The organism is Burkholderia sp. GW821-FHT14F03, assembly GCF_058803765.1.
Genome location: NZ_JBXAPG010000047.1, coordinates 1 through 13,213 on the forward strand (window position 1 = coordinate 1; position 13,213 = coordinate 13,213).

9 protein-coding genes and 1 pseudogene are annotated in these 13,213 nt (G+C 70.4%); 4 read left to right on the forward strand and 6 right to left on the reverse strand.

Features of this window, described 5'->3' with window-relative positions; all coding sequences use genetic code 11:
- Positions 1 to 319: pseudogene (locus tag AC1RQF_RS26505) on the forward strand (EmrA/EmrK family multidrug efflux transporter periplasmic adaptor subunit); the annotation flags it as partial.
- Positions 320 to 360: 41 nt separating this feature from the next.
- On the forward strand, positions 361 to 1,917 hold the full coding sequence (locus tag AC1RQF_RS26510; RefSeq protein WP_492873308.1) for a DHA2 family efflux MFS transporter permease subunit: 1,557 nt from the start codon (positions 361 to 363) through the stop codon (positions 1,915 to 1,917).
- A gap of 54 nt (positions 1,918 to 1,971) precedes the next feature.
- Here the strand turns inward: AC1RQF_RS26510 and AC1RQF_RS26515 are convergent, their stop codons facing one another.
- A complete protein-coding gene (locus AC1RQF_RS26515) occupies positions 1,972 to 3,846 on the reverse strand; it encodes a DUF3857 domain-containing transglutaminase family protein (RefSeq protein WP_492873309.1) in 1,875 nt (624 codons plus the stop codon).
- Positions 3,847 to 4,069: 223 nt separating this feature from the next.
- Positions 4,070 to 4,975, reverse strand: coding sequence for a LysR family transcriptional regulator (locus AC1RQF_RS26520; protein WP_273999133.1), 906 nt, complete (start codon positions 4,973 to 4,975; stop codon positions 4,070 to 4,072).
- Between the two features lie 137 nt (positions 4,976 to 5,112).
- Here AC1RQF_RS26520 and AC1RQF_RS26525 point away from each other — a divergent pair, with 137 nt between their 5' ends.
- Together AC1RQF_RS26525 and AC1RQF_RS26530 are read left to right on the forward strand one after the other, a co-directional pair.
- A complete protein-coding gene (locus AC1RQF_RS26525; RefSeq protein ID WP_273999132.1) occupies positions 5,113 to 5,886 on the forward strand; it encodes a class II aldolase/adducin family protein in 774 nt (257 codons plus the stop codon).
- Between the two features lie 424 nt (positions 5,887 to 6,310).
- Positions 6,311 to 8,389, forward strand: a complete 2,079-nt coding sequence (locus tag AC1RQF_RS26530; RefSeq protein ID WP_273999129.1) for a putative bifunctional diguanylate cyclase/phosphodiesterase — start codon at positions 6,311 to 6,313, stop codon at positions 8,387 to 8,389.
- A 28-nt stretch (positions 8,390 to 8,417) separates the two neighbouring features.
- On the opposite strand, the gene AC1RQF_RS26535 is transcribed toward AC1RQF_RS26530, so the two are convergent.
- Genes AC1RQF_RS26535 through AC1RQF_RS26550 form a run of 4 tightly spaced genes read right to left on the reverse strand, consistent with a single transcriptional unit; the run spans position 8,418 to position 13,129 of the window.
- The gene (locus tag AC1RQF_RS26535; protein WP_273999128.1) at positions 8,418 to 9,674 is read right to left on the reverse strand and encodes a flippase; all 1,257 of its coding nucleotides are present in this window, start codon (positions 9,672 to 9,674) and stop codon (positions 8,418 to 8,420) included.
- Positions 9,671 to 10,909 carry a glycosyltransferase family 4 protein gene (locus AC1RQF_RS26540; RefSeq protein WP_492873310.1) on the reverse strand — a complete coding sequence of 413 codons (1,239 nt, stop codon included), beginning with the start codon at positions 10,907 to 10,909 and terminating at the stop codon, positions 9,671 to 9,673. Before AC1RQF_RS26540 ends, AC1RQF_RS26535 begins: the two co-directional genes overlap by 4 nt.
- Positions 10,910 to 10,961: 52 nt before the next feature.
- Entirely contained in the window at positions 10,962 to 12,548 is a 1,587-nt protein-coding gene (locus AC1RQF_RS26545) for a mannose-1-phosphate guanylyltransferase/mannose-6-phosphate isomerase (protein ID WP_273999124.1), read from the reverse strand.
- Entirely contained in the window at positions 12,545 to 13,129 is a 585-nt protein-coding gene (locus tag AC1RQF_RS26550; RefSeq protein ID WP_273999123.1) for a GNAT family protein, read from the reverse strand. Before AC1RQF_RS26550 ends, AC1RQF_RS26545 begins: the two co-directional genes overlap by 4 nt.
- Positions 13,130 to 13,213: the final 84 nt, after the last annotated feature.

Below are 13,213 nucleotides of genomic sequence, written 5' to 3' on the forward strand. Positions count from 1 at the left end.
CGCGTTCTCGCTGCTGCCCGCGCAGAACGCGACCGGCAACTGGATCAAGGTCGTGCAGCGCCTGCCCGTGCGGATCGCGCTCGATCCGCAGGCGCTGGCGAAGCATCCGCTGCGCATCGGCCTGTCGATGCAGGTCGACGTCGCGATCAAGGACGAAAGCGGCGGCCAGCTCGGCAGCGTGCAGAACACGGTCTACCAGACCGACGTGTTCGCGAAGTACGGCGACGAGGCCGATGCCGAGATCGCCCGCATCATCCGCGCGAACGCAGGCGGCGCGAACGCTGCCGCGCCGGCGCCGGCCGCGCGGCCGGCGGCCTGAGCGGCGCATCCGCCGCGCCCCTTCCACGCAGGCACGCCTCCATGTCCCAACACGCTGCTCCTCCACCGCTCTCGGGCGGAAAGCTCGCGCTCGGCACCCTCGCGGTGTCGCTCGCGATGTTCATGAACGTGCTCGATTCGTCGATCGCGAACGTCGCGATCCCGACCATCTCGGGCGACCTCGGCGTATCCGTCGACGAGGGCACCTGGGTGATCACGATCTTCGCGGCCGCGAACGCGATCTCGATTCCATTGACGGGCTGGCTCACGCAGCGCTTCGGCCAGGTGCGGCTGTTCGTGACCTCGATCCTGCTGTTCGTGTTCGCCTCCTGGCTGTGCGGCGTCGCGCCGAACCTGCCGACGCTGCTCGCCGCGCGGATCCTGCAAGGCGCGGTCGCGGGGCCGCTCGCGCCGCTCTCGCAGGCGCTGCTGCTGGGCGCGTGGCCGAAACAGAAATCGTCGACCGCGCTCGCGCTGTGGTCGATGACGGCGCTCGTCGGGCCGATCGCGGGGCCGTCGCTCGGCGGCTGGATCACCTATGACTACAGCTGGTCCTGGATCTTCTACATCAACCTGCCGGTGGGCCTGTTCGCCGCGGCCGTGACCTGGGGCATCTTCCGGCATCGCGAGACGCCGGCGCGACGCCTGCCGATCGACACCGTCGGGCTCGGGCTCCTGGTGCTGTGGGTCGGCGCGCTGCAGATCATGCTCGACAAGGGCAAGGATCTCGACTGGTTCAACTCGCCGATGATCGTCGCGCTCGGCATCGTGTCGCTCGTTTCGTTCGCGTTCTTCATCGTGTGGGAACTGACCGAGAAGAACCCGATCGTCGACATCCGGCTGTTCAAGATGCGCAACTTCGCGGGCGGCACGATCGCGATCTCGGTGGCGTACGGGCTGTTCTTCGGCACGCTCGTGATCCTGCCGCAGTGGATGCAGGGCAGCCTCGGCTACCGCGCCGTCGACTCCGGGCTGACCACGGCGCCGCTCGGCGTGTTCGCGGTGATCCTGACGCCCTTGATGGGCCGCATCCTGCCGCGCTCCGATCCGCGCATCATCGCGACGATGGCGTTCGTCAGCTTCGCGATCGTGTTCATGATGCGCACCACGTTCTACACCGACATCGACCAGTGGCACCTGATCCTGCCGACGCTGCTGCAAGGCATTCCGATGGCGATGTTCTTCGTGCCGCTGACCTCGATCATCCTGTCCGGGCTGCCGCCCGACAAGATTCCCGCCGCGGCGGGCCTGTCGAATTTCGGGCGGACCTTCTGCGGCGCGGTCGGCACTTCGCTGATCGGCAATGCCTGGAACAACCGCATGGTGCTGCACCACGAACGGCTGACCGAGCAGGCGAACGCGACCAATCCGCTGTTCGCCGCGCAGATCGACAACTCGCGCTCGATGCTGCAGCTCGGCACGGACTCCGCGCATGCGCTGTTCAACGCGTCGGTGAACAACCAGGCGTCCGTGATGGGGCTCAACGACATCTTCTACGCGGCGTCCGTGATCTTCATCCTGATCATCCCGCTGATCTGGATCACCAAGCCGTCGCGCGCGGGCGGCGCCGACACCGCGAGCGCGGCGGGCGCGCACTGAGCCGAGGCCGATGCGCCGATGCGCAATGCATCGGCGCATCGGCGCATCAACCCATCAACGCGATGGCCCGAAGGTCACGGTCTGGCGCAGCGCGTCGGTACAGCGGCGCGCATCGTCGAGGAAGCGGCCGAACGCGTCGCCCGCCAGGTCGTCGTGATCGAGCCAGCGCACCTTCTGCGCGAACCGGTAGCGGTACGCAAGACCTTCCGCGCGCGGTTCCGGCGTCACGTCGAGATCGAACCACGGCGAATGCGCGGCGCACGCGCCGAGCGGCCGCGCCGGCCGCACCCCGTCGAGACGGACCGAGACCTCGGTGACGTCGGCGTCCGAGAGGTAGAGGTCGCCCGCGCCGCGCGACTGCCGGTAGTCCGCGTAGTATTCCCACTGCGCGCGCAGCTTGCCGCCGTCATACACCGATTTTCCCGACACCCGTTCCAGCACGTTGCGGTCCTCGCCCATCGCGCGCACCGCATAGGGGCCGCTCCAGATGCTGTCGGTACGCGGCCGTTCGATGTCGCAGCGCACGGGCTCGTTGAACCAGCGCGTGCACAGCCGCTGGTCGCCGACGCTCGCACCCTGGTCGCGATCGAGCGCGAGCAGGCGCAGCAGCGGCAGCCCGCCGAGCACGGCGCGGCCGTCGAGGCGCGCGCTGCCGTCGGGGGCGATGCGGCTGTGGAGCATCGCGTCCGCGCCGACGGTCGGCGCTTCCGCCGCGATGCGCGCTTCGCGCACGCGCCCACCCGCTTCCGCGACGAGCGCCCAGCGATCCTGCAGGCCGGGCAGCGTACGGCCCGGCAGATAGGTCGGGCTGGTCGGGTCGAGCCACCAGATGCGACCGTCGACGATGGCGCGCACCACCACGTGATTCGGCGCGCGGGCGCCGGGGATCAGCAGCGGCGGCGCATCGCTGCCGAGCGACACCCACGCGGGGCGCGCGGCGATGCCGCTCGCGTTCAGCATGGCGGCGAGCAGGATCGCGAGATCCTTGCAATCGCCGTAGCCGTTCGCTTCGATCTTCTCCAGCTCGAACGGCACGTAGCCGCGCTCGCTCGCGCGCCAGTCGCCGAGATAGCGGTAGTGCGCATCGATATGCCTGAGCAGTGCGGCGACCCGCTCCGGCTCGGGACGCGCGCGCGCCTCGGCCACGGCCGCCGCGGCCGCGGGCGGCAGCGGCGCGGACAGGATCGCGTCGTAGCGGGCCGCGTATGCGCCGAAGTGGTCCTGCGCGTTCAGGCTGCTCGCGATTTCGATGCGCGGGATCCGGCGCAGCACGCTGTCCGCTTCGTTGACGAGATTCACGTAGCGCGGCGCGCGCAGGTCGATCACGAGCCGTTTGTCGTCGTCGGACGTCTCGATGCGATAGTCCTCCATCTGCTCGCCGCGCCACACGATGGGCCGGTCGGCCTGGAATTCGGCGCGGTAGCGGTCGTCGCGTATGGGCTTCGGGCCGAATGTCAGGCGTTCGTGGAACTCGGCGGCGAGCGGTGTGGCCGAGGTGTGCTCGACGCGCGTGTAGACCACGGCGCTCCCGACCCGCAGGCCCGGAAACGCGAGCGAGGTCTGGCGGGTGCGGCGCAGGCCGGCGGCCGGGTTCGGCGCGGTGCGGGTGTCGATCTGCGACGCCGCGAGCGGCGTCCGCGTGCCGTCGGGCTGGATCACGGCTGCGTCGCGGATGTCGAGGCGGTCGTTCTCGAGGTAGCGGAAGTCGAGCCGCGAGATCATTTCGCGGCCGGCCGGACGCAGGATCGTGAGACGGACGGTCGTGGTGCAGTCGGTGCTCGTATCGGAATGGATCCGGCAGCGCATGTCGACCGTGCGCGCGACGGGCGCTTCGTCGATCGGCTGCAGCGCGGCGCCCGCGCCCGGGGCGGTCGAGGCCAGCGCGAGGCTGACGGCGAGGTGGATGGGTGGGGTGAAGCGGAATGTCATCGATGGAACGTCCTCGAAGGGGAAAGGCGGCATCCGGCGAGCCCGTGCGCGCCGTCCCGGTGGCCGGGGCTGGCTGCGCAGGCGGAGGGGGCTGCGTGGCTGGCGGGCGCGCCGGGCGGGCGGCGCGTGAGGACGTGGCGAGGAGGCCACGGGATGCAATGGAAATGAAAGTTTAATGAAGGATTGTGCGGTGCGCAAATCGCGGAACGCGCCGCCCGCCGCGTCACGCGCCGCCGCGCGCGGCGACGAGATGCGCTGCGAGAAACGCGAGCAGGCTCGCGGCGGCCGGCGACAGCGGCCGGTCGCGCCGGTGGAACGCGCACACGACGCTGCCGAGCACCGGCGCGCGCAGCTTGACCGAGGTGAGCTGGAAGCTGTGCGCGAGCGTCGCCAGATAGTCGGGGCCGACATTGATGCCGAGGCCGGCGGCGACGAGGCCGAAGCCCGTGGTGACGAACGCCGCTTCGTGCGCGATGTCGAGCGCGAGGCGCGGATGGCGCGCGCGGACCTGCGGCAGGATGCGCTGCGCGAAGTCGCTGCCCGTCGCGACGAGCGGCTCGCCCGCGAGCGCGTCCCAGCCGAGCGTGCGGCGTCCCGCGAACGGATGGTCGGGGCGGCACCAGACGACGTGCGGGCTGCGGAACAGCGGGCGCTTCGCCAGATAGTCGTCGCGGCCGGGATCGGGGCCGATCGCGAAATCGGCCTCGCCGCCGAGCACCGGGTTCAGCATCGCGTCGAGCAGGGTGTCGACGAGCCGCACCCGGATGTCGGGAAAGCGCGTGCGATAGGCGGCGAGCGCGGGCGGCAGCAGCGTGCACGCGACGATCTGCGGCGCGCACACGCGCACGATGCCGCGCTTCAACTGCGCGATGCTCGACGCGTTCTGCGTCGCGATGCGCAGGTCGTCGAGAATCCGCTCGGCGAGCGGCAGGAATTCCTCGCCGGCCTGCGACAGGCTCACCTTGCGCGTGGTGCGGTCGAACAGGCGAAAGCCGAGGTCGGCTTCCAGCTCCTTCACGAGCAGGCTCAATGCGGATTGCGTCACGTGCATCGCGCGCGCGGCCTCGGTGAAGCCGCCGTGGCGCGCGACGGCCGTGAACGCGCGCAGCTGTCTCAGGCTGATATTCATATCGGTATACGGATGAATCGATCAGAAAAGTTCGTTGGCGCATCGCGCGGCCGGCCCGTATCGTGGTCGTTCGCGGGGCGCGCGCCGTCTCGCATCTTAAGGCCGGACGCCGCGCCGGACCATTCAGGAGACGCCCCATGACTTCGCATTCCGACCAGCCTTTTCCGCGCCCGGCGCGCTTCGGCGAAGCCGAGTGGCGCGCCCGCGTGCAGCTCGCGGCCGCGTACCGGATCTTCGATCGGCTCGGCTGGACCGAGCTGATCTACAACCATATCTCGCTGCGCGTGCCGGGCGAGGACGGGCATTTCCTGATCAATCCGTTCGGGCTGCACTACCGCGAGGTGTGCGCGTCGAACCTGGTCAAGATCGATCTCGACGGCCAGGTGATCGGCCACGCCGACTGGCCGATCAATCCCGCGGGTTTCACCTTCCACGCGGCCCTGCACGCGGCGCTGCCGGACGCGCACTGCGTGATGCACGTGCATACGACGCCGACCATGGCGGTGTGCGCGTCGCGCGGCGGCCTGGCGTTCTCGAATTTCTACGCGGCGCAGCTGTACGGCAGGATCGCGTATCACGACTTCGAGGGCATCACGGTGCGGCGCGACGAGGGCGCGCGCATCGTCGCGAGCGCGGCCGGCCGGCCGGTGCTGCTGTTGCGCAACCACGGCCCGGTGACGATCGGCGCGACCCTCGCGCACGCGTTCGCGCTGATGTGGCTGCTCAACCGCGCGTGCGAGGTGCAGGTCGCGACCGGGGCCGTCGGCCCCGCGCTCGACATCGCGACGCCCGTGCTCGAGGGCTGCGCGCGCGACTCGCTCAATCTCGACCCGCGCTTCGGCGCCGGCCAGGATGCGTTCGATGCCCTGCAGCGGCTCGTCGACGGCGTCGATCCCGGCTACCGGCGCTGAGTCGCGCGGCATGGTTGAAAACCAGATCGCATGGAATACGAGTCGGTTAGTTCGGATTGTTAATTTTTAAATATCTATAAGCCGATTGCCGAATGCGCGGCGTCGCGTGCGATGAATATTTAATGAGGGATGCGTGACGATTGCGCGATGTACGGCCGCGTGCCGGCGCGTGCGACGCGGGCCGACGCCGGCGCGAAAGGCGCGCTGGACGGGCGTGGCGAGATGATGAAGCGAATGATCGTCAAATCGGATAAAGTTGGGTGATCCAGACAACATACTCTTGTTTATAGATAGCGGATCATGCAGTGATATCGAATGACAGTAAAACGGACTTCGCTTGACGTTTGAATGCGTCACCCCTTCATGTCCCGCTGCATCCGCTTCCTTGGACGCGTAGCAGCTCCCCGCTGCCGGATCCGCGTCAATGGATAGTGCCCTGTCCCGATCCTTCAGAGTTGCGAACCTTCAACTCCTGCCGCTCATCTGGCCCGTCGCCGGGTTGGCGTGCGCGTTGTTCTGCGTGAGCCTGCTCGGCGTCGCGCTCACGCCCGCCGTGCGCGATGCGCTCGCGAGCGGCGGACGCGCGTCGTGCGGCGCGGGCGGCTTCGCCTGCGCGTGCACGCTCACGCGCGTCTGCACGCGCCGTGCCGGGCCGCCGCGCGAGATCCGGCACGGTCTCGACAGCGTATCGTCGACGCCGCACGGCGATGCCGCCGATACGCCCTATGCCGCGCCGCTGGCGCTCGACTGGGCGTCGCGCGATACGCTGGGCCCGGCATTGCGCGAGGTCCAGTGGCGTGCGCCGCGCGCGGGCGACATGGATTTCGCGCAGGTCGATGCGGATGACGGGCAACTGGCCGCCACGCGCGACGGCGCACTCGTCGCGCTGGCGATCGGCATCGTCGCGCTCGGCGCGCTGCTGCTGTTGCCCGCGCTGCAGTTGCGCCGTCTCCTGATTCGGGTCAGCAGGATGGAGCGCGCGCTCGGGCTCGGCGAGCGTGGTGCGCGGGCGGGCCGCGAAAGCCGCGCGCCGGGCCGGGCCGCGCGCGCGGCGTGGGCCGGCGCGGGCGGGCGGCCGCTGCGCACGACCTTGCAGATGCTCGATGTGCCCAAGGCGGGATCGGATGATCCGGCGCACGACGTCGTCCTGGCGCGCGAGCCCGGCGCCATGCTGCGGCATCGCGTGCGCGAACGCGAGCTGGCGCGGCAGCGCGGGTGGCAGACGGCGCACGACGCGCTGACCGGGCTTGCCAACCGTGGCGAATTCGAGCGGCATTTCCGGCTGAGCGGCGCGACGCGCGCCGATGCGCTGCTGTTTCTCGATATCGATCGCTTCCGGCTCGTCAACGATACCTGCGGCTATGCGGCGGGCGACGCGCTGCTGCGCGAGATCGCCGCGCGCTTCGCCGCGGGCATCGGCCCGGACGACGTGCTCGCGCGGCTCGGGGGCGACCAGTTCTGCGTGCTGCTGCACGCGGGCGGCGAGGCGGCCGTCGAGCAGGGCGCCGAACGCCTGCGCGCGAGCCTCGATGGCTTCGTGTTCGACTGGGACGGCCACCCGTTCACGCTCAGCGTGAGCATCGGCATCGCGCGTCTGTGCGGCACCGGGCGCGACGCACGCCTCGAGGAGACGATGCGGCTCGCGGATCTCGCCTGCGGCGTCGCCAAGCAGCGCGGCCGCAATCGCCTGCAGTTCGCCGATCCGCTCGACCGCGCGCTCGCGGATCACATCAACGACGTGTCGTGGAGCGCGCGGGTGCGGCATGCGCTGGCCTTCGACGATTTCCGCCTGTACGCGCAGCCGATCGTCGATGCGCGCGCGCAGACCGATGCGGACGGGCCGCGGCGCTGCGAGCTGCTGCTGCGGATGGCCACGCAGGACGGCGACGACGACGGCGTCGTGCCGCCCGCGCGCTTCATTCCGGCCGCCGAGCGCTACGGGCTGATGACCGAGATCGACCGCTGGGTGGTGCGCACCGTGCTCGACGCGTTGGCGCGGATCCGGCAGCGGCGCTTCGTCGAGTACGCGATCAATCTGTCCGGCGCGTCGGTGGGCGACGAACGTTTTCTCGCCTTCGTGAGCGCGCAGTTCGAGCGCACCGGCGTGCCGCCGTCGCTGATCTGCTTCGAGATCACCGAGACGGCCGCGATCATCAATCTCGACGGCGCGGCGCGCTTCATCCGCGAGCTGCAGGCGCTCGGCTGCCGCTTCGCGCTCGACGACTTCGGCGCGGGCATGGCGTCGTTCGGCTATCTCAAGCACTTGCCCGTCGAGTATCTGAAGATCGACGGCAGTTTCGTCGCGGACATCGCGCGCAATCCGGCGAGCCTCGACATCGTCGCGTCGCTGAACGACATCGGCCACGCGATGAACTGCAAGACCGTCGCGGAGTATGTCGACAACGCCGCGACCCTGCGCAAGCTGCGCGCGCTCGGCGTCGACTATGTGCAGGGTTATTTCCTCGGCCGGCCGGCGCCGTGGTGCGAGGCGGGCCCGGGCTGAGCACGGGCCCGGCCGCGCGGCCGCCGCGCTAGCGGCGCGGGGCGGGGCGCGCGAACATCGCGACGCGCTGGCGGTACAGCACCCACGCGAGCGCGGCCGCCACCGAGGTCTCGGCGATCAGCACGGCGGCGGCCGCGCCCTGTTCCGCGAAGAACTTCGCGAGCAGCGGCAGCAGCGCGACGTTGAGAATGCCCGACGAGATCAGGATCCGGCTGAACGCGGTCTTCATGCCGAGCGGCAGCATGGTCTGCACGCCGAACAGATCGGTCATGCCGGCCATGAACGGAATAAAGGCCATGCAGCGCAGCACGCCGACGGTCGGCGCGTAGCTCGGGCCGTACAGGATCCGCACCGCGAGCGGCGCGAAGAAGAAGATCGCGAGCGAGATCGACAGCACCAGCGCGCCCTGCACCACGAGCAGCTTGCGCAGGAACGCCATCGCGTCGTCGCGCGCGTGATGCATCAGGTAGCTCACGTGCGGATAGGCGGCCGCCTTGAGCGGCTGCAGCAGGCTGATCGCCGCGCGGATCAGCTTGTCGCCGGCCGCGAAATAGCCGGCCGCGACGTTGCCGGACACGAAGCCGAGCAGCACCGTGTTGGTCGATGCGTAGAACGCGACCGAGGTCGACGCGAGGAACACCTGCCAGCCGCCCTTGAGCGTGGCCACGATGTCGGCCGCGCCGACCCGCACGAAGCCGACCTCGCGCTGCACGATCAGATAGCCGAACACCAGCGCGCCGCAGGCGAGCGGCACGGCCGCGTTGATCGCGACGGCCGCGCCGAGGTCGGCGGGCGAGTGCACGAAGAGGAACATCGCGGGCACGCTGAGCGCGCGGCACGCGAACAGCGTGATGCTGTAGATGCGCAGCTTCTGGATGCCCTGGAAATACCAGCCGGGCGTGAACAGCGCGCCGACCGTCATGCCGAAGCCCATCATCAGCAGCGGCCGTTCCACGCCGAAGCGCGGGATCGCGAAGGTCAGCGCGAGCAGGATCGCGAAGCCCGCCAGCGTGATCGCCGCCTGGGCGAGGAAGGTCGCCCAGAAGATCCGCGAACGCGCGTCGCGATCGTCGCGCGCGAGCGTGACGCGCGGCGTCGCGGTGAGGTCGAAGCTGTAGTTCGTGAAGTTGATGAAGTAGGTGACCACCGCGAGCACGAACGACAGCTGCCCGTAGCCGTCCGGGCCGAGCACCCGGGTCAGGAGCGGCAGCGTGACGAGCGGCACCACGTAGGTGGATATCTGCAGCGTCATCAGCAGCAGGAAGTTGTTGCGTACCGTCGTCATGCGCGGCCTTCGTGCCGCGCGGCGGATCGGAGTGGAGCGGTCAGTTGCATGACGGAGTCGGCGCGCGCGTCGGCGGCGCTCAGTTGCAGCGCGGCGCCGAGCCGTGCCGCGTAGTGGGGCAGAGTATAGCGCGACCAGTCGTAGCGCCGCCGCGGGTCGGCGAGATGCGCGCCGAGCGCGTCGAACGCCCGGGCCAGGCCGGCCGGCGTATGCGTGTAGCGGATCTTGTTGCCGATCTCGTCGCCGAAGCTCGACAGGCTGCCGACGTCGTGCGCGAGCACGGGCAACCCGGACAGCGCCGCCTCGACGATCACGAGCGGCGCGTTCTCGGCCCAGATCGACGGCAGCACGAGCGCGTCGTGGGCGCGCAGCGCGATGAACAGCGCGGCGTGGTCGAGCCGGCCCGCGAAGCGCAGCCGGCCCGCCGCGATGTGCGCCGCGTACCTGCGTTCGAGCGCGGCGCGCTCGTCGCCGTCGCCGTAGACCGTGACGCCCGCGATCCGCGCGAACCCGGTCTGCTCCGCGAGCGCGAGGAATTCGTCGAGGCCCTTCTCGCGATCGAGGCGGCCGACGAAGGCCAGATCGAAGCGCTCGCGCTGCCGGGTCACCGGCGCGACGGCCGTGAGCGCGGTGCTGACCGGATTTTCCAGCAGCAGGGTGCGGGTCAGCCCGCGCTGCGCGAGCGCGTCGCGCATGTACGGGCTCGGGCACAGCAGCAGGTCGAAGCCGCGCGCCGGATGCAGCAGCGCGTCGACCGCGTGCCAGTGCAGCTTCTTCGCCGCGTCGTGCAGCGCGCCGCGCGGGCTCGCGCGCATGAACAGGCGCGCGCCGCGCCGCAGCGCGTCGAGCGGCAGCGGCGTCGGCCGCCCGCCCGGATAAGTCAGCAGGTTCGGGTTGTAGAACACCAGGTGGTAGTCGTGGCAGGTCAGCAGCGCGAGACAGCCGCTGCGGCGGCGATGGCGCGCGAGCACCGGCAGGATCGCGGGCGACAGCAGGTTGTGGTAGTTGTGCACGAGCACGCGCGCCGGCTGTTCGCGCGCGAGCAGCGCGGCGAGCGCGCGCGCCGCGCCCGTGTTCCAGGCGCGCGCCGCGCCGTCCGCGGCGACGCCCGGCGTGCGTTCGTCGAACGTGAGCACATCGACGCCGGGCTGCGCGCGCAGGACTTCGACCGAGGTGCGATAGACCTCCTCGGCGCCGCCCTTGCGGGCGTAGTCGTTGATGACCAGGATCTTCATGAGGGGAAGGGCGCGGCGCGCTTCGCTGCGCGCCGTGTCGCGACGGTCGGCGTCAATGCGCGCGAGGGGTGGAGCCGGCCGCCTCGGCGGCGGGCGCATCGGCGGCAGCCGCAGGACCGCCTGCCGCAGGACCGCCTGCCGCTTCCGCGCGACCGTACTGGTCCTCGAAGCGCACGATGTCGTCCTCGCCCAGATAGTTGCCCGACTGCACCTCGATGATCTCGAGCGGAATCCGGCCCGGGTTCTCGAGCCGGTGCACGGTGCCGACCGCGATGTAGGTCGATTCGTTCTCGCTGAGCAGGAAGGTGCGCTCGCCGCAGGTGACGCGCGCGGTGCCGCGCACGACGATCCAGTGCTCGGCGCGGTGGTAGTGCATCTGCAGCGACAGCTGCTTGCCCGGATCAACCACGATCCGTTTCACCTGGAAGCGTTCGCCGAGATCGATCGAATCGTAGTAGCCCCAGGGCCGCCGGACCTTGCGATGGTCGCGCACCTCGGCGTGCTGGTCGGACTTGAGCCGCGCGACCACGTGCTTGACGTCCTGCACGCGATGCTTGTCGGCGACCAGCACAGCGTCGGCCGTCTCGATCACCACCACGTCCTTGAGGCCGACGCAGGCGATCAGGCGGCCCTCGGAGCGCACCAGGCTGTCGGCGGTGCCCTCGAACACGACCGGCCCGCGCGCGACGTTGCCGGACTCGTCCTTCGGCATGATTTCCCAGACCGCGTCCCAGGAGCCGACGTCGGACCAGCCGGCCGTCAACGGCACGATCAGGCCGCGGATGCCGAGACCGCGCGCGTCCGCGAGCCGTTCCATCACCGCGTAGTCGATCGAATCGGACGGGCAGGCGGCGAAGGTCGCGGCGTCGACCTTGAAGAAGGCGCCGTCCTGCGCGCCGGTGCGCCATGCGGTCTCGCAGGCGGCGAAGATCTTCGGCTGCAGCGCTTCGATCGCCTTGAGCCAGGTCGATGCGCGCACCACGAAGATCCCGCTGTTCCACCAGTATTCGCCCGATTGCAGGTATTGCTGCGCGAGCTCCTGGTGCGGCTTCTCGACGAAGCGCTCGATGGCGTGGCCGCCCGTCGCGCCGTGCGCGTCCGGCACGCCCGCGCCGAGCTTGATGTAGCCGTAGCCGGTTTCCGCGCGGCGCGGCAGCACGCCGAGCGTAACGATGGCGTCGTCCTGCGCGTAGCGCGCGGCCTGCGCGATGGCTTCCTGGAACGCGGTGACGTCCGCCACCGCGTGATCGGCGGGCATCACCGCGAGCACCGGGTCGCCGTGCCGCGCGCGCGCCTCGAGCGCGGCGAGCGTGAGCGCGGGGGCGGTATTGCGCGCGGCCGGCTCGATCAGGATCCGCGCGGGCAGGCCGCGCGCGTTGACCTGCGCGGCGCTGGTGAAACGGTGCTGCTCGCCGCACACGAGCAGCAGCGTGTCCGCGAGCGTGGCGTGCTCGATGCCGTTCAGGCGACGCGCCGTGGCGGCCAGCGGCGATTCGTCGGCGATCAGGTCGATCAGTTGCTTCGGATGGTGTTCGCGCGATAGCGGCCAGAGCCGCGTGCCCGAGCCGCCCGCGAGAATCACGGGCAGCAGGGTGGGGGTGGCGGCGCGCGCCGCGGTGTTCAAGGTGGTGTCGGTCATTGGTTCGCCCCGGAGTCGGCGGAAAGTCGGTTCGAAAAGACATAGCGCTCGGCGTCGCCGTGCGCGTCGGCGCCCGCCGCGCGGCTTGCGCGCCGGATCAGCGTGCGCACGCTGCGCGCCGCGCCGCCGACCGGACGCACCATGCCGATGTAGGGCGCGCCGTGTTCGAGAAATGGGCCGTCCGCCTTGCGAAAGCCAAAGCCGACGAAGAACGCTTCGCGATGCGCGGGCGCCTGGGTGCGCACCGGCGCCTCCGGCCAGCGGGCATGCGCGGCCGCGAGCGCGTGCTCGGCCAGCGCGGCTGCCGTGCCGTCGTCGCGGTGCGCGGCGCTCGTCAGCCATTTGTCGATCGTCGTCTCCGGATCGATCTCGTCGCCCGGCAGCAGCCGCGCGTAGGCCGCGATCGCGGGCCTGGCGCCGCTGCGGTCGGTGGCGAACACGTGGACGGCCGATTCATCCTTGCCGTCGATGTCCAGGAACGTGTGTGCGTCCTCGACCACGAGGACCGCGTTGCGCACGCGCAGGATCAGGTAAAGCTCGTTCGAACTCAGGTGCCTGAATTCACAGCAGGTCCAATCCATGATGTCGATTCCTCATCTGACGGCCGCATCCGGCGCCCGTCGGCGGCGCGGTCGCGCGGCCGAAAGAAGGGCGCGACGCAGCCT